The organism is Skermania sp. ID1734, assembly GCF_007489285.1.
In the GTDB taxonomy this organism is placed as follows: domain Bacteria; phylum Actinomycetota; class Actinomycetes; order Mycobacteriales; family Mycobacteriaceae; genus ID1734.
In genome coordinates this window covers 220,939-237,791 of sequence record NZ_VLIY01000001.1, presented here as the reverse complement: position 1 = coordinate 237,791, position 16,853 = coordinate 220,939, and the positions used below count along the sequence as shown (strand labels likewise).

General features: G+C 64.7%; 13 protein-coding genes and 1 pseudogene. 8 read left to right on the top strand and 6 right to left on the bottom strand.

The window, feature by feature from the left end:
* Nucleotides 1–8 precede the first annotated feature (8 nt).
* The 3 genes and pseudogenes from FOS14_RS25080 to FOS14_RS00960 all read right to left on the bottom strand — a co-directional run.
* Nucleotides 9–806, bottom strand: a pseudogene (locus FOS14_RS25080) (adenylate/guanylate cyclase domain-containing protein); the annotation flags it as partial.
* Nucleotides 807–1,471: 665 nt separating this feature from the next.
* Nucleotides 1,472–3,775, bottom strand: coding sequence for an MMPL family transporter (locus FOS14_RS00965; protein WP_255449961.1), 2,304 nt, complete (start codon nucleotides 3,773–3,775; stop codon nucleotides 1,472–1,474).
* 5 nt (nucleotides 3,776–3,780) lie between these two features.
* Nucleotides 3,781–4,458, bottom strand: coding sequence for a hemolysin III family protein (locus tag FOS14_RS00960; protein ID WP_143768382.1), 678 nt, complete (start codon nucleotides 4,456–4,458; stop codon nucleotides 3,781–3,783).
* A gap of 169 nt (nucleotides 4,459–4,627) precedes the next feature.
* On the opposite strand from FOS14_RS00960, the gene FOS14_RS00955 reads away from it, so the two are divergent.
* From FOS14_RS00955 to FOS14_RS00945, 3 genes are read left to right on the top strand one after another with little or no spacing between them, the layout of a single operon-like run.
* The gene (locus FOS14_RS00955; protein ID WP_143768381.1) at nucleotides 4,628–5,395 is read left to right on the top strand and encodes an isoprenyl transferase; all 768 of its coding nucleotides are present in this window, start codon (nucleotides 4,628–4,630) and stop codon (nucleotides 5,393–5,395) included.
* A gap of 31 nt (nucleotides 5,396–5,426) precedes the next feature.
* Nucleotides 5,427–6,014, top strand: coding sequence for a hypothetical protein (locus FOS14_RS00950; RefSeq protein ID WP_143768380.1), 588 nt, complete (start codon nucleotides 5,427–5,429; stop codon nucleotides 6,012–6,014).
* 57 nt (nucleotides 6,015–6,071) lie between these two features.
* Nucleotides 6,072–7,721 carry a VWA domain-containing protein gene (locus FOS14_RS00945; protein ID WP_143768379.1) on the top strand — a complete coding sequence of 550 codons (1,650 nt, stop codon included), beginning with the start codon at nucleotides 6,072–6,074 and terminating at the stop codon, nucleotides 7,719–7,721.
* Between the two features lie 4 nt (nucleotides 7,722–7,725).
* Here the strand turns inward: FOS14_RS00945 and coaA are convergent, their stop codons facing one another.
* The gene (coaA, locus tag FOS14_RS00940; protein WP_143768378.1) at nucleotides 7,726–8,658 is read right to left on the bottom strand and encodes a type I pantothenate kinase; all 933 of its coding nucleotides are present in this window, start codon (nucleotides 8,656–8,658) and stop codon (nucleotides 7,726–7,728) included.
* Between the two features lie 73 nt (nucleotides 8,659–8,731).
* On the opposite strand from coaA, the gene FOS14_RS00935 reads away from it, so the two are divergent.
* The 5 genes from FOS14_RS00935 to FOS14_RS00915 all read left to right on the top strand — a co-directional run bounded on the left by FOS14_RS00935 (nucleotide 8,732) and on the right by FOS14_RS00915 (nucleotide 14,771).
* Nucleotides 8,732–9,952 (top strand): DUF885 domain-containing protein, encoded by a 1,221-nt coding sequence (locus FOS14_RS00935; RefSeq protein WP_143768377.1) that lies wholly within the window; start codon nucleotides 8,732–8,734, stop codon nucleotides 9,950–9,952.
* Nucleotides 9,953–9,986: 34 nt separating this feature from the next.
* Nucleotides 9,987–11,021 carry a hypothetical protein gene (locus FOS14_RS00930; protein ID WP_143768376.1) on the top strand — a complete coding sequence of 345 codons (1,035 nt, stop codon included), beginning with the start codon at nucleotides 9,987–9,989 and terminating at the stop codon, nucleotides 11,019–11,021.
* A gap of 43 nt (nucleotides 11,022–11,064) precedes the next feature.
* Entirely contained in the window at nucleotides 11,065–12,390 is a 1,326-nt protein-coding gene (gene glyA / locus FOS14_RS00925; protein WP_370512138.1) for a serine hydroxymethyltransferase, read from the top strand.
* Nucleotides 12,391–12,646: 256 nt separating this feature from the next.
* Complete coding sequence (locus FOS14_RS00920) at nucleotides 12,647–14,002, top strand: PhoH family protein (RefSeq protein WP_185981553.1); 1,356 nt, start codon at nucleotides 12,647–12,649, stop codon at nucleotides 14,000–14,002.
* Between the two features lie 127 nt (nucleotides 14,003–14,129).
* Nucleotides 14,130–14,771: an LGFP repeat-containing protein gene (locus FOS14_RS00915; protein WP_143768607.1), complete on the top strand. Its 642-nt coding sequence runs from the start codon at nucleotides 14,130–14,132 to the stop codon at nucleotides 14,769–14,771.
* Here FOS14_RS00915 and FOS14_RS00910 read toward each other — a convergent pair.
* Both FOS14_RS00910 and FOS14_RS00905 read right to left on the bottom strand, forming a co-directional pair.
* Nucleotides 14,768–15,211 carry a limonene-1,2-epoxide hydrolase family protein gene (locus tag FOS14_RS00910; RefSeq protein WP_143768375.1) on the bottom strand — a complete coding sequence of 148 codons (444 nt, stop codon included), beginning with the start codon at nucleotides 15,209–15,211 and terminating at the stop codon, nucleotides 14,768–14,770. The genes FOS14_RS00915 and FOS14_RS00910 overlap by 4 nt on opposite strands.
* Complete coding sequence (locus tag FOS14_RS00905) at nucleotides 15,208–16,815, bottom strand: serine hydrolase (protein ID WP_143768374.1); 1,608 nt, start codon at nucleotides 16,813–16,815, stop codon at nucleotides 15,208–15,210. The genes FOS14_RS00910 and FOS14_RS00905 overlap by 4 nt, the downstream gene beginning before the upstream one ends.
* Nucleotides 16,816–16,853 lie beyond the last annotated feature (38 nt).

The window sequence follows — 16,853 nt, the reverse complement described above, 5'->3', positions numbered from 1 at the left end:
CTCTTCGTTTCTTCCGCGCGGCCGCGCAGTCGCAGCACCCCGTGCGGCGTCCACAGATCCCGTTCCGCGGAGCTGGCGGCCTCGACGACAGCTTGCGTCACCAGAATCCGTTGCGGCACTTTCTTGGCCGCTTCGGTCAGCCTCGCGGCCTCGTTGACCGGATCGCCGATCACGGTGTATTCCAAGCGTTTGTCGGAGCCGATGTCGCCGGCGAACACCGTTCCGCGTGCGACACCGATGCCGATGTCGAGTTCGTCGTCGGCGACCACCGCGTTGCGGATGCGCCGCGCCGTCCGCAGCGCCGCGCTGGCGTCGTCGTCGAGTTCGATTGGCGCGCCGAAGATGCACAGCGCCGCATCACCTTCGAACTTGTTGACCAGGCCCTGATTTGCGTCCGTCGCCTCGACCACCACGGTCAGCAGGCGATTGAGTTTGTCGACGAAGACGTGCGGTTCGAGTTGGTGCGCAAGCTCGGTGGAGCCGACGATGTCGACGAACAGCGCGGTCACTTCGCGCAGGTCGCCCGCGAGGTCCACCTCGTCGCGCAGCGCACGTTCGGCCACGTTGACGCCGACGTGGCGGTCGAACACCCGACGCAGCCGTTCCCGTTCGCGCAGCCCCTCGGTCATGTCGTTGATGGCACCCTGGAGCTGGCCGATCTCACTGGTGCTGTCGATGGGTACATGGACGTTGAGATCACCGCCCGCCACCCGGTTCAACGCGGCCCGCAGGTTTCGCAGTGGGATGGCGACTGCCCGCGCGAGTGCGCCGGTGGCGAGAATCCCGCAGGCCACCGCGACGATCATCACGACGAGGCCGCCCCGGACGCGATCTTGCAGCGGTGTCGCGGGGTCGGTCAGAATCAGAGCCAGGCTGGCCCACGGTATTCCGCTGGCCAGCAGCCAGGTGATACCCACCCGCGCCAGCGCGCTGGTGCTGGGATGTTCGGCCGGGCCGATCACCGCTGCGCACAGCGGAATCAGCGGTCGCATCAACTGGTCGAAGACCAGGTAGGCGAATCCGGACGAGGTGACCGCGCCGAAGGTGACCAACAGGACAGACGTCACCAGGTCGCGGTTACCGACCAGGATCGCCACCAGCACGCCGTCGAGTGCGATACCGGGCAGCCACAGCGCCACATTCAGCATCCCCATGTCCCGGGGCAGCCCGATCACGCGGCGCGCCTCACGCGGCGAAGGTTGGCGGGCGTCGAGATACCAGTCGAGGTACTTGCGCCACATCCGATTGGTGGCGTAGGCGCCGACAGAGGATGAGATCATCAGGTAGCCGAGTGTGGCAATCACGATGGCCGTCGTCGCCGTGCCCAGTCGCCCGATGATCCCCGTCAACCAGAGTTGGATGATGACGACGGCGAAACCACCGAAGCCGCACAACTCACCGGCCACCGTGAATCCGAACCGCGACTGCAGCGCGCTGTCGACAACGCGTTCCTTCAACACGGCGGGCCGAATCACGGCAGCCACCAGTTCCACTTACCGAACAGTCGCATCAGGGCTGGTACCAGGATCAACCGCACGATGAGCGCGTCGATCGCCACCGCCACGGCCAGCGCCAGGCCAATCTGTTTGAGCTCCAACACGTTTGCGGTGACGAAGCTACCGAACACCACCACCATGATCGCCGCGGCGGCGGTGATGGGCCGGGCGGTGTGGGCGAGTCCGGTGGCGACCGCGGCGCGGTTGTCGCCGGTGGCATCCCAGGTTTCCTTCATCCGGCTGATGAGAAACACCTCGTAGTCCATCGACAGTCCGAACAGGACTGCGAAGACGAGGGTCGGCAGGAACACCTGAAGAAAGCCGGGACTTCGGAAATCCAAGACCGTTTCGCCCACGCCCCACTGGAAGATGGCCACAGTGATGCCCAGCGCCGCACCGGTGGCCAGCAGATTCATCACGATCGCCTTGATGGGCAGCACCACGCTGCGGAAGACGATCGTCAGGAAGACGATCGAGCACGCCAGCACCAATGCGATGACCAGCGGCAGCTTTCCGGTGATCTCGTTGGAGATGTCGACGAATTCCGCGGAGATGCCGCCGACCATGACCTGTGGACCGCCATTGGCCTGCAGCGTTTCACCTTCAGTGCGGATCTCGCGGACCAGATTGGCCGCCGGGGTCGAGTCGAAGGCGACGGCCGGGATGGCGTTGACGATCATTCGCCCGTCGAGGCTCAGCGGCACCACCGTGGACACCCGCGGGTCGTGGCGGAGTCGGTCGACAAACTGATTCGCCGCCGCCATCCCGGTCGCATCCATCGGGGTGTCGTCGGGGCCGGTGATGAGGACCTCGACGGGGGCGAGCAGGCCGGAGGAGAAGTTGTGCGAAATGACGGCGGAGGCTCGGCCCGACGGTTCGTTCGCGATCGCCGCCGAACTCATGTCGATGCCGTAGCGGATGCCGGTGATCGGCCACGCCGCCACCACCAGGACCGCTATCGCCAACCCGCCGAACAGCACGGGATGCGCCATCATCGCGTGCGCCCAGCGGGCCCAGCCGCTGCGCTGGGGGTCATGGACTTCGGCCGGTTGCAGCCGCTCGGGCAAGCCGCCCCGGTTGATCGTCGGACCGAGTGTGGCGAGCAGCGCCGGCAACAGGGTCAACGCGACCGCCAGCGTGCACAGCACGGCGGTGGCGACACCGATTGCGATCCCGCGGAACACCGGTGAGCGCATCACCACCAGTGAGCACAGCGAGATCATCACGATCAGTCCGGACGCGACGATTGTGCGACCTGCGGTCCCCAGTGCGATGCCGACCGCGTGTGCGATGCGCTCGTGGTCGGCGCGGGATTCCACGTTGGCGCGGGTCAATTCCTCGCGGAATCGGCTGACGACGAACATCGCGTAGTCGATGCCGACGCCGGTGCCGATCATCGTGGCCATCGAGACGACCAGCGAATCGAACCCTATCGCCGACGAGAGCAGAAACATCACGCCGAACGCCAGCAGAATTCCGGCCAGCGCGACCCCGACGGGGACCATCGCGGCGGCGACTGCACCTAGCGCGAGCACCAGCAGCACAAGCGCGACCGGGATGCCGATCGCCTCCGCCTTCTCGACATCGTGGCGTTCGACATCGACGAGGTCGTTCTGCACGGCGGAGTAACCAGTGACTCCGACGCGGACGGTGTTGGTCGCGGTGTGCTGCATGGCCGTCTGCAACTCGGCGGCAATGTCGGCGCGCTGCGCGGCGCTGCCGTCGATGCTGACCACGGCGAAAGCGGCGTGCCGGTTCGCAGAGATCTGCTCGGCGGGGTTGCCGTCGAAGGGGCCGACCACCGTGCGTACCCCGGAGATGGCCTGCGCCTTGTGCACGGCCGCGTCGATCGCCGCGCGGTAGTCCGCGGCGTCGACCGTGGTCGTGGGCGAGTCGAAGGTGATGACGTCCTGTTCGACCCCGAGTTGTGGGAAGTGCTGGGCGGCGAGCTGGTCCACCCGTGCCGACTCGGAGTTGTCCATGCCGAAATCGGGAGCCTGCAGCCGCGCGTTGAGCGTCGGGTAGGACAGCGCGCAGCCAAGCAAGACGACTATCCACACCGACAGCACCAGCCGGCGACGGCGAGCCATGAGCAAGCCCCAGCGCATGCCCAGCCGCGGACCGCGCGACGGCGGTGTCGCGTCGGGTCGGGCGATCGTGATCGGCTCGGCCATCTCGCTCTTCTTCGTCTCGCGGGACACCCGCACGGCCCGCCACGGCGCTGTCGGTAGGCCAGGTACCTGTGACTTTACTGGCAGTACCGTCGCGTGTGGCGACATCGCGGTCAGGCTGTGCCGAACACCACCAGCCAGACCGCGATGTAATGACACAGCGCCGCGACGACGGTTGCGGCGTGGAAGAACTCGTGGTGACCGAAGGTGCCCGGCCACGGATTAGGCCAGCGGGTCGCATACAGAATTGCGCCGCCGCTGTAGAGCACGCCGCCGACGACCAACAACACAACGGGCGCGACACCGACAGCGTGCGTCAGCGTGCCGGCCACCGGGACGATCGCCCAGCCGAGCAGGAGATAGAGCGGCACGCCGACCCAGCGCGGCGCGGTCGGCCACAGCATCTTCAGCGCGACGCCGGCGAGGGCTCCCGCCCACACCACCGACAACAGCGTGGTTCCGGTCTGCTGCGGCAAACCGAGCAAGGCGAACGGCGTGTAACTGCCCGCAATGAACAGAAAGATCATCGAGTGGTCGGCGCGCTTCATCCACCGCCTGGACTGCTCGTCGTGCCAGTGGATGCGGTGGTAGGTGGCGCTGACGCCGAAGACGCCGCACACGGTGAGGCTGTAGACCGCGGTGGCAAAGCCGGCCTTGGCCGAGACCAGCGATGCGGACAGCGCCACCAGGCAAATGCCGGTGATCACCGAGACGCCAAAGGCATAGAGGTGAATCCAGCCGCGCATGCGCGGTTTGACCACCGGCAATTCGTCCAGTCCAAATGCCGTCACGTGGGCACCCCTTCTCTCCTGAGAGCTAACCTACGGTACCGTAGGTTACTTCGTGGTAGTGGTGCGGACCCGTCCCGTCACGCAGGTGCTGCGCCGTTGACGGCGTAATCTAAAACATCGTGCAGCCCCCGCGAATCGTCGACCGTTCTTGGTGTCTCATGGTGTGTCGATGAAGCCGTCGGACGTGCTGTACCGGGTCTATGAAGACCGGTTGTTGCGCCAGCTCGCCGGTAAGGAGCACCCCCGTCATGTCGCGGTGATGTGCGACGGCAACCGGCGCTGGGCGCGCGAAAACGGCTTCACCGACGTCAGTCACGGCCACCGCATGGGTGCGAAAAAGATTGCCGAGCTGCTCAGTTGGTGCGATGCCGCGGGCATCGAGATGGCGACCATCTATTTGCTGTCCACCGAAAATCTGGGCCGCGACGCCGACGAACTCGACGCGCTGATCGAGATCATCATCGATGTGGTCGAAGAGATCAGCGGACCCGAGCAGAACTGGAGCGTCCGGATCGTCGGTTCGCTCGACCTGCTGCCGGAATCGGCGGCCGAGCGGCTGCGGACCGCCGCCCAGCGCACCGCCGACCGGACGGGGACGCACGTCAACGTCGCCGTCGGATATGGCGGACGCCAAGAGGTTGCCGACGCGGTGCGTGCGCTCGTGCGCAGCAACCTCGACGCCGGATTGGACGGCGACAAACTTGTCGAGGCAATTACCGTCGAAGGGATCGGCGAGCATCTCTACACCTCGGGGCAGCCGGACCCCGACCTGGTGATTCGTACGTCCGGGGAGCAGCGGCTGTCGGGCTTCTTGCTGTGGCAGAGCGCGTATTCGGAAATCTGGTTCACCGAGGCGTACTGGCCGGAATTCCGGCGGGTGGACTTTCTGCGTGCCTTGCGCGACTATGCGGCCCGCCATCGGCGGTTCGGCGTGTAGGTGCCGATGCCCTGGGCCATACTCGGACACTGTGAAGCCCGCTAAACAACGCAGCGACATCCGCTACACCAGCTACGAGGATTTCGGTCGCCGGTTCTTCGAGCACGCGGTGACCGTGGAGCGCGTGAGCAGTTCCTTCGACCAGATCGCGGGCAGCAAGTTCGATTTCGGGCCGATCGGTGTCGGACCCGGCAAGCTCGCGAAGGTATCGGCCAAGGTCGAGTTGGGTGAGCCGCGGCTCGAGCGCGAGGAGAAGGAATGCATCACCTTCGAACTCGTCGTGCCGCTCACCATCGACCTCACCATCGATCTGCAATTGGACAAGCACCGCTTCGATGTGAGCGGCGAGATCTATCTGCACCTCACTGCGCGGGCCGCCGAGCCGCTGAAGCTGATCATCGATGTGGACGAGCCGTCGACTCGGGACGTCAAGATCGACGTGTCGCCGGAGACATTCCGCGGTGCGCTGGTTCGGATCATCGCCAGTGTGGATCTTGAAATCAAGCGGTTCATCGCCAAATATGTGGCCAAGGAGATTCGTAAGCCCGAGATCGAAAAGGCCCGGGAAATCGACCTCGCGGCGCGCATCGACGCCGCCTGGGAGCATCAGCACGTCTAATGTTTCATCCGTTCGGCTGACAAGACCCCAGCCGTGCGAATCGCTAGCGTTTTGCGGATGCGCGGTGCACACAAGATCGCCTGCTACTTTTCGGTCATCATTGTCCTGATCCTGGTTGGCGGATGTGGTGGCGCGCCGAGGTTTGCGCGCAGCGGAGGTGTGGCACCAACGACTTCTGGCGTAATTGCAGTCGGGGCTGTGCCTACCATCCTGGTCATTGATGCATCTGGGTCGATGGCAACGCCGGACGCGCCCGGGCCGCGAATCGATGCTGCAAAGGCGGCTGCGCGCGGACTGGTGGACCAATTACCTGATAGCGCGAAGTTTGGGTTACTCACCTACGGCACCGGAACAGGCAGCAGTGACGCGGAACAAGCCGCCGGTTGTCAGGATGTTCGCACATTGGTGCCGTTCGGGACCTTAGATCGCGGGAGGGTCAATACCCAGCTCTCCGGTTTGCGACCTTCCGGATACACCCCAATTAGCCTGGCTTTGCAGCGCGCCGCTGCCGTATTGCCAGCAGCGGAGCACAGCGCGATTGTGCTCGTATCGGACGGCGAGGACACCTGCGGTCACCCGCCGTGCGACGTGGCACGGCAGCTGAAGGCTCAGCATCCAGGCTTGACGATCTCTACGGTGGGATTTCGAACTGATGATCCGGCGAGCGCAGCGTTGAGTTGCGTTGCCGCCGCCACCGGCGGCCTGTTCGTGGTAGCGGGCAATGCCGCGCAGCTGTCGGCGAGGTTGCTCGCCACGCAAGATATCGACACTGCGAATAGCTCGCTGTCCGCAACCGGCTTCGGAGGGCTCACTATCGGAACCAGAGCGGTCGTGATTCGCAACACGTACTCGGACTTTCCGCTGGTCGCTCCTTCCGGCACGGTGACGGTGACGTGGCGCGACTGCGATTACACCTTTGTCGACGGCGTGCTGGAAGGTATCGCCCCTCGCGACGGTGGACGGACGATCGACGGTCTGACTCGGGGCACCGAAGTTGGCAAAGCCACCGAACTGTATGGACCGCCGATGGCGGCGGCGTCCGGCTCGAACGGATCGGGAACAGTCACGTTCCTGGCGGATGCAGCACATTCGACGGCCTACCGTATGTCGGTTTCGGACTTCTCGAATGCAGGGAACAACGTGGTCGGGACGATCCAATCGATCGAGCTGTGCCGTTGTGTTCCGGTGGTCCGGCCGCAGCCAGGTTACGGTGCGTGGACCGACGAGATGCTGGTGATCACCCCGCAGTCCTTAGGCGCAGTCAAACGTGGAATGAGCCCAGCACAGGCCCAGGAAGCGGCCGGAGTATCAGTCGTGGTCGAGGACGGTTCCATCGAACCACAAACTGCCGGTTCGACACCCAATCTTGCGCTGCTCGGCAATGTCGAAATCCATGTTGCGCCGCAGCGTATCTCGGTCTCGATGCACCAGGCGCTGCCTATCTCGAAACCGGAGATCCGAACGGCACAGGGTTTTGCGCTCGGTGCTTCGCTGATCGAACTTCGTCGGATTTACGGGTCGCGGCTGCGGCCCATCGCATCGACCGCGAACAGCTCAGCGAACTTTTATACGGTCGACGCCGACGGCGGCGCCATTATCTTCGGCGAGATGACGAACGTCTACATCGAAGGGAAAGGCGATGTGTCTTCGGTTGTCAGCCAGATCTGTTCCGGTGATGCGGGCCTGACTGCCAGTCAGTGCTGGTGACCGTCTACAGCTTGCGCAACCGCAACCGGTTGATCGCGTGGTCGGCGTCCTTGCGTAGGACTAGTGTCGCCCGCGGTCTGGTGGGCAGAATGTTCTCCACCAGGTTCGGCCGGTTGATCGAGTTCCAGATCTCCTGCGCCGCAAGGGTGGCCTGACGATCGTTGAGCTGGGAATAGTGGTGGAAGTGGGAGCGCGGGTCGGCGAACGACGTCGCTCGTAGTGCGAGAAAGCGCTTCACATACCACTTTTCGATGTCTTCGATGCGGGCGTCCACATAAATGGAGAAGTCGAACAGGTCTGAGACCATCAGCCTGGGCCCGGTCTGTAAGACGTTGAGGCCCTCCAGAATCAGGATGTCGGGCTGGCGTACCAGGTGGAACTCGCCGGGCACGATGTCGTAGGACTGGTGTGAATAGACGGGCGCCGCAACCTCTTCGACACCGGATTTCACCTCGGTGACGAACCGTAGCAGCTTGCGCCGGTCATAGCTCTCTGGAAACCCCTTGCGATGCATGATATTACGGCGCATCAACTCGGCGCTGGAATACAGGAATCCGTCGGTCGTCACGAGGTCGACCCGCGGGTGATGTTCCCACCGCGCGAGCAGCGCTTGCAGCACACGGGCGGTGGTCGACTTGCCGACGGCCACGCTGCCGGCCACGCCGATCACGAAGGGCACCTGCCGATCCGGGTGGGTATCACCGAGGAAGGTCGCTGTCGCGGCGAACAGTCTCTGCCGGGCAGCTACTTGGAGGTGGATGAGCCGCGACAGCGGCAGATAGACCTCGGCGACTTCTTCGAGGTCTATCTGCTCACCGAGGCCACGCAGCCCGAAAAGCTCTTCCTCGGTGAGCACCAGTGGCGTCGAGCGCCGCAGCTTTCGCCATTGCCGCCGGTCGAACTCCACATAGGGGCTGGGCTCGTTCACCCGTGCCATGCGGAACCCCCGAGCTTGCAATGCCCTCTGTTGGCCGCCATAGCCGAATTCTGCTCGGCTACCCTCGGCGGCTATGACGGCGGGGTTGATCAAGACCACATCAGACGGGTTCGTCCGCGAGTATCTGCTGCTCGGACTCTCCTTCGACCGACTCGAAGAAGGATTTGTCGACGCGTTCACCGGCGACCCGGACATGCGGCGCTCGGTCGCCAATTCACCCGCGCCGCAGCCGCGAGAACTGGCGCGACGGGCGGCGGCGTTGCGCAACGACCTCGGTTCTGCGGGCCTGACGCGCAGGCGCGAGGTGTTTCTCGACGCGCATCTGCGCGCCCTGGAATGCTCGGCGCGCAAGTTCGCCGGTGACGAGATCGGATTTGTCGACGAGGTCGCCGCCTATTTCGACGTGCACATCGAACTGGGCGATCCACAGCACTACCAGCAGGCGCACCGGTTGATGGCGCAGGTGCTGCCGGGGTCGGGCTCGCTAGCCGAGCGTGTGCAGGCGCACCGCAAGGCCGATGAAATCCCGCCAGAGCGGCTACCCGAGTGCGTGGCCGCCTTCGCGAGTGCGCTGCGGGAGGAGGTGCGTCGCAGGTATCCGCTGCCGCCGGAGGAACGGGTCGACTACGAGGTGGTCTCCGACAAGCCGTGGTCCGGCTTCAATTACTACCGCGGCGGCTACCGGTCCACGGTGGCCATCAATTCTGATCTGCCGCAATACATGTCTGCGCTGCCGCACCTCGTCGCCCACGAGGCCTACCCGGGCCATCACACCGAACACTGCCGCAAGGAGGCCGGGCTGGTCGCCGCGGGTGAGCTGGAACAGACGATCTTTCTGGTGAACACCCCGCAATGCCTGATGGCCGAGGGGTTGGCCGACCATGCGTTGCGCGCGGTGGTGCCCGACTGGGGTCGGTGGGCCGAGGAGATTTACGCCGATCTAGGTCTGCGCTTCGATGGTGAGCGCGCGCAACGGCTGTCCGAGGCGTCGGCGCAGTTACTGGGCGTGCGCCAGGACGCAGCGCTGCTGTTGCACGATCGCCGCCGCAGCGCCGATGAGGTGGCTGAGTTCTTGCAGCGCTGGTCGCTGGTGACGCCGCAACGGGCGAGGCAGTCCCTTCGGTTTCTGACGTCAGGACTGTGGCGGGCCTACATCAGCACTTATGTCGAGGGCTATCGATTGCTCGGTACGTGGCTCGACCGGGCTCGCGACGCCGACGAACGGGCACAGCGCTTCGGGCGCCTGCTCGACGAGCCGCTCACGCCCGAAGGGCTGCGCCGCGAGCTGGACTGAGTGTGAGCTCCGGGTTGTCGGGTACATCGCAGCCATGGCTAGCAAGTGGGACGTCCTGACATCAGCCGCGGGACCGTTTGCGTCGGTGTATGTCGATGATTCACACGACACCGCCGACGCCCGCAAACGCCGGGAACTCGCCTGCCGCGCGGCGCGCGACAGCCTTGCAAACGCGGGTGCCGACGAGGTCTTGGTCGGCGAAGTAGAACGGGAATTACTGGACTCGGCGCCGCCGGTCGGCCGGCGCGGACGAGCGGTGATCGCCACCGATTCGGCGATCCTGCTGAACGAAGAGCTGATCCAGCCCCCGGCGCGTGACCTGGCCCGCTTCGGATCGCTGCCGTACCTCGTTCCGCTGATTGACCAGGGCCCGCTCGAGCTGACCGTCCTCGTTGCCGCAGTCGATCACACAGGAGTGCGTCTCGAGGTGGTCGACGAGTTGGAGCACACGCTGGACACGCGGGACTACGAACCGGGCCGTCACCCCGTGCACAAGGCCCACACAGGCGGTCTGGAGCGCTACAAGGACACCCAGCGTCACACCGAGGACATTGTGCGGCGAAACCTGCATGACTGCGCGCACGAAATCGCAGCGGCAGCCGACCAGCGTGGCGTCGACTGCATCGTCCTGGCCGGCGAGGTGCAATCGAGCTCTGCGACTTATGACCTGCTGCCCGAGGCAGCGCAACGCGTGACGGTTCGCGTCGAGGCCGGATCCCGCTCCACCGGATTCCGGAATCCGGAGTTGCGGGAACAGGTGCGCGAACTTTTCGCCCGCCGTCGCCTCGAACTCATGGCCGATGCGGCCGAGCGATTCATGGCAGCGTCCGGTCGCGATGAGTTGGCGGCCGCGGGCATCGCGGCCGTTTCCAATGCGCTCGAGGCCGCCAACGTCGACACACTGCTGCTCACCGAACCGGCGAACAAGACAGTGACCGTCGCCGGGCGCACCGGACCCGCCGACGAAGTTTTGCCGTACCACGCGCTGGCCACCGGCGCGCGGATCGTTCGCATCGATGAAAGGCTGACGCTGACCGACGGATTCGGCGCGTTGCTGCGTCACGACTGAACCGAATTTCGGCCGCGGACGAGTCGGCGGATAGGCTTGGCGGGTGACGAACGCTGCCGTGACCTCCGTGAACGCCGCCTCGCCCGGCGGGGCTTCCGTGAACACCGCCCCGCTCGGCGAGCTCGACCCCGAAGTCGCCGCCGCGCTGGCCGGAGAGCTGGCCCGCGAGCGCGACACCCTCGAGATGATCGCGTCGGAGAACTTTGTGCCGCGTGCGGTGCTGCAGGCGCAAGGCAGCGTACTGACCAACAAGTACGCCGAGGGCTACCCCGGCCGGCGCTACTACGGCGGCTGTGAGCACGTCGACATCGTCGAGACGCTGGCCCGTGACCGAGCGAAAGAGCTCTTCAGCGCGGAGTTCGCCAACGTCCAGCCGCACTCCGGCGCGCAGGCGAATGCCGCCGTCCTCATGGCGCTGATGAGTCCCGGTGAGCGTCTGCTCGGCCTGGACCTGGCCCATGGCGGCCATCTGACGCACGGCATGCGGCTGAACTTCTCGGGCAAGTTGTACGAGGTGCACTCCTACGGCGTCAGCAAGGAGGACCACCGCGTCGACATGGATGAAGTGCGTAAGATCGCGCTCGAAGCCAAGCCGAAGGTGATTGTTGCCGGCTGGTCGGCGTATCCGCGTCACCAGGACTTTGCGGCGTTTCGCTCGATCGCGGACGAGGTCGGCGCCTACCTGTGGGTCGACATGGCGCACTTCGCCGGACTCGTCGCCGCCGGCCTGCACCCCTCGCCGGTGCCGTATGCGGACGTGGTGTCCTCCACAGTGCACAAGACCCTCGGCGGACCGCGTTCGGGGATCATCCTGGCCAAGCAAGAGTTCGCAAAGAAGCTGAACTCCTCGGTGTTTCCGGGTCAGCAGGGCGGCCCGCTGATGCACGCGATCGCCGCCAAGGCCGTGGCTCTCAAAATCGCCGGCACCGAAGAATTCCGTGAGCGCCAGCAGCGCACGCTGGACGGCGCCCGGATTCTCGCAGAGCGCCTGACCGGCGCAGACGTTGCCGGCAAGGGCATCACCGTGCTCACCGGTGGCACCGACGTCCACCTGGTCTTGGTGGACCTGCGTAACTCCGACCTCGACGGCCAGCAGGGCGAAGACCTGCTGCACGAAGTAGGTATCACGGTCAACCGCAACGCCGTTCCGTTCGACCCCCGTCCACCGATGGTCACCTCCGGCCTGCGTATCGGCACGGCCGCGCTCGCCACCCGCGGCTTCGACACTGCCGCGTTCACCGAGGTCGCCGACATCGTGGCCAGCACCCTCGCCGGCGGCGACATCGAGGCGCTGCGTGGACGCGTCTCCGCGCTTGCCGCGGACTTCCCGCTCTACGACGGTCTCGAGGACTGGCGGCTGCTCGGCTGAGGGCGCGGCGCGAGAAGAGTTCACCGACACGCCCGTGCGGCGTACCGGAACCGGCGGTCAACCTCCTCTAGCGTCTTCAAGTACAGGCGGCGGGGAAGCAGCCTGTACGGGAGGTCCGCGATCGTGACTGGAAGCTTCAGTACGAGAGGGGCCGGCACCCGGCCCTTGGGTGATCCGCCAGTCGGATAGCCCGCAGGACCGACCGGCCCAGCGAGTGGAGTTTGTGCGGGTGCCGCGCGAACCGAGGAGCCCCACAGTGACCGCAGCACGCTCCCTTTCCGCCGGCCAGTCTCGGACGCGGAAGTCTCCGTCAGCAGCCGTTCGCACATACGTCTTGGACACGTCGGTCTTGTTGTCCGACCCGTGGGCGGTGACCCGATTCGCCGAGCACAACGTGGTCCTGCCGCTGGTGGTGATCAGTGAACTCGAAGGCAAGCGTCATCACCACGAACTGGGGTGGTTCGCACGAGAGTCGCTGCGCATGCTCGACGATTTGCGGCTCGAGCACGCTCGCCTCGACCGTCCGGTACCGATCGGATCCGCAGGCGGCACGTTGCAGGTCGAGCTCAATCACACCGATCCCACGGTGCTGCCAGTCGGGTTCCGAACCGACAGCAACGATTCCCGCATCCTGGCGTGTGCGCTCAACCTTGCCGCCGAAGGCCGCAACGTGACACTGGTGAGCAAGGACATTCCGCTGCGCGTGAAGGCGGGAGCGGTGGGCTTGCCGGCCGACGAATACCACGCGCATGATGTCGTCTCGTCGGGTTGGACTGGAATGTCCGAAATAGATGTCAGTTCAAGCGAAATCGACGGTCTGTTCGCGGAGGGCGTCATCGACCTCGAAGAGGCGCGAGAATTGCCCTGCCACACCGGTCTTCGGTTGCTGGGCGGACGGTCGTCGGCACTCGGCCGGGTCACGGCCGACAAACGGGTGCAGCTGGTTCGCGGCGAACGCGAGGCGTTCGGTCTGCACGGTCGCTCGGCGGAGCAGCGCATCGCGCTGGACCTCTTGCTCGACGAGTCGGTCGGCATTGTGTCGCTTGGCGGTAAAGCCGGGACCGGAAAGTCCGCTTTGGCGCTTACCGCCGGATTGGAAGCTGTCCTCGAGCGGCGCAGCCAGCGAAAGGTTGTGGTATTTCGTCCGTTATATGCCGTTGGCGGCCAGGAGCTCGGTTATCTGCCGGGCAGTGAAAGCGAGAAAATGGGCCCCTGGGCCCAAGCGGTGTTCGACACCCTGGACGGACTCGCAAGCCCAGAGGTGATGGATGAGGTGATTAGCCGCGGGATGCTGGAAGTGTTGCCGCTCACCCACATTCGCGGCCGTTCGCTGCACGACTCGTTCGTCATTGTCGATGAGGCGCAATCGCTGGAACGCAACGTGTTGCTTACCGTCTTGAGCCGCCTGGGCAGTGGATCGCGCGTGGTGCTGACCCATGATGTGGCGCAACGCGACAATTTGCGCGTCGGCCGCCACGACGGCGTTGCTGCTGTAATCGAAAAGCTAAAGGGGCACCCACTTTTCGCGCATATCACGCTCACGCGCAGCGAGCGCTCACCGATCGCGGCATTGGTCACGGAAATGTTGGAAGAATTTGCGCCGAATTCCTAAGGCGGCCAATTTCCCTCGCTAGCCGTTATTCGGACGGTATACAGAAACACCGAACCTAACGGTTTGCAAATTGTGCAGATGGGGTAGTGAGCAAAAGCACGCTCCAAAAGCGAGAGGAGATTTTCACATGTCCGTCACTCGGCGTTGGGCGGGGTTTGCCGCCACTGCAGCGGCAATCGCCCTTATTACCGCGGGCTGCGGGGGCAACAACAACAACAGCACTGGCGCACAGAGCAGTGCCGCGCAGCCGACGGTCTCGACGTCCGCGTCCAGCGGTGAGTCCGGCTCGGCGACCCCAACCGAATCCGGCTCGGCGAGCGCAACCGAATCCGGTTCCGCGAGCGCAACCGAATCCGGCACGGCCGGCGCAAGCGGCACGGCGACGCCGGGTGCGGCAGCGGGCTCCACCAAGATTGCGACACCGGCCGGCGACATCGAGGTTTCCGGCGACATCTTGTCCAAGTACAACGAGCTCGGTGGCCCCACCGGCACGCTCGGATTGCCGACCGGTGCGGCCAAGACGATCGGCGGTGACGGTCACTACCAGGAGTTCGCCGGTGGTGCGATCTTCTACAGCCAGGGCACCGGCGCGCATGTGGTGTGGGGTGACATTCGCACTGCTTACGATCAGAACGGCGGACCGGGCGGTGAACTCGGCTTCCCGACCAGCGACGAGACCGACATCCCGGGCGGCAAGCAGAGCACATTCCAGCACGGCAAGATCACCTGGAATGCCAGCGACCGCAAGACCGAGGTCGTGAAGAGCTAAGTAGCGGTGGCGTATCGGGGCCGGCCGGGCAGCATCGCCTGGACGGCCCCGATTGCTGTGCCGCGCAGGAAGTTTGCCCAACTGAAGTGGTCGTGCCAGATCGCGATCCGGCCATCGGCAAGTTCGAACGTGCCGCATACCCAGAACGCGATGCGAACGGGCCCGACGGTGATGACGTCGGTCCGGTCGGTGAGCACGACGTTGCCGTGCGCGGCGACATGATGGAACTCGACGGCGAAACCGAACGGCGGTCGGCTCAACGGGGCGAGCAGGCGGCCGATACGCTTGCGCCCGCGAATCGTCGGCAGTGACGTGTTGCGCCAGAGCGCGTCGTCGGTCAGCAATTCCAGCGCTTCATCCAGTTCGCCCATTTCGAGGGCATGCAGAAATTCCCGCACGGTGGTGGCGGCGGCTTGTTCGAGGTCTGACGAAGATGTCATTTCGTGAACCTTCCCAATCCTTCGGTGTCGTAGTATTCGAGCGTCAATGAATCGCCCGCGAAGCTGGCCTTGGAAATCGTGCCTTCGGGAGCGTTCTCGTTGTTCAAGCGGAACGTGAAAGTGTCGCCGTCCCAGTGCGATAGTTCGAACGTTTGACGCTGCGGACCGAGTGCAAGCATGAGCTTTCCGCCTTGCTCGGTCACTGTTGCTGGGCCCCAATAGTCGTTCTGGTAGACCCCGGTATATGACGAAAGTGGCTGGGCGGGTGCCGGATTAGCGGGCGGTTGCTTACCGACTAAACTGCCGACCGGCTTGTCCATTGCATCGAACGCATTGCGGTACAGGTTTTTCCAGTCTTGGCGGATTTGACCGTATTGAACCAAGTCCATGAACTCGGCGGTCAGAGTTTCCGGTAGACCAATAGGCGCGGCATTGGTCAACGCGATAATCGCCAGGTTCGCCGACGGCATCACCACGAAGTTGGTCGCTGCGCCGAGCGCGAATGCGCCCGAGTGGCTGTAGATTTGGCGGCCACCGGAGGTGGTCGACACGTTGAACCCGTAGCCGTAGAGGCCCGCTCGTGCGGCCGGTGTCTTCGATGGACCGGACACAATTTGAGGTGTGATCGCGGGAAGCAGTGCCTTGGAGTCGACGATCTGCTTGCCGTCGAACGAGCCATTGGCGATCAGCATGGCCAGCCATTTCGCCATGTCGTTGACGGACGAGCTAACCCCGCCAGCCGGCGCTTGCGCGTCCGGATCACGAACCCGTTGCGCGACATACTTTCCATCCACGAGCATGTGGCCGACGGCGTGGTCGGGTCGGGCCTGGAAATCGGCGAAGCGCGCGCTGGTCGAATTCATGCCCAGGGGCGCAAAGATAGCCTGCGCAGCCAGTGATGCATAGTCTGTTCCGGCGGCCGCAGCGACCGCGTCGGCTCCGGCGGTGAGACCGAAGTTGGTGTAGTCGTAAGTGATTCGGAACGGCCCGAGCGGTTGGAAACGCAACCGTTCGAGCACCTGCCGCCGGTCGTAACCGAGGTCTTCGAGCTTGTCGCCGGCGTGGTCCGGCAAGCCCGACCGGTGCGCAAACATGTCGGCAACTGTCACGTTCTGGGTGACGTACGGGTCACGCAGCGTGAACCACGGCAGCTTCGACACCACTGGCGTATCCCAGGTGACCGCGCCGCGGCCCACTTCGTGCGCGACGACGGTCGCCGATACCGATTTGGAGACCGACGCCAGTTGAAACACGGTATCGGGATCTACCTTGTCGGGACGGGCAATATCGCGTACTCCGAACCCCTTGGCGTACATGGTCTTCCCGCCGTGTACCACGGCAACTGCCATGCCGGGGATGTGTGAGGACTGCATCAGATCGTTCACCAAGCCGTCGAGTTTGCCGACCGCGTCGTCGATCCGCTGGTCGGTGACCGTCACGCTCGAGTATTCGCCGGGTGGGAGGTTGGTCTCCGAGGACGGTGCCACCGATGTTTCGGCGTTGTCGTTGGTGGCGGTCGTGCACGACACGGAACCTGCTGCGGCGCACGCCAGCAGAATGAGCACGGCCGTGAGTCGAACGGCCCGACGCGGACAGTTGGCCATAAAGGGACCGTAGACCTCGAGTAGTTGATCTCGGAAGG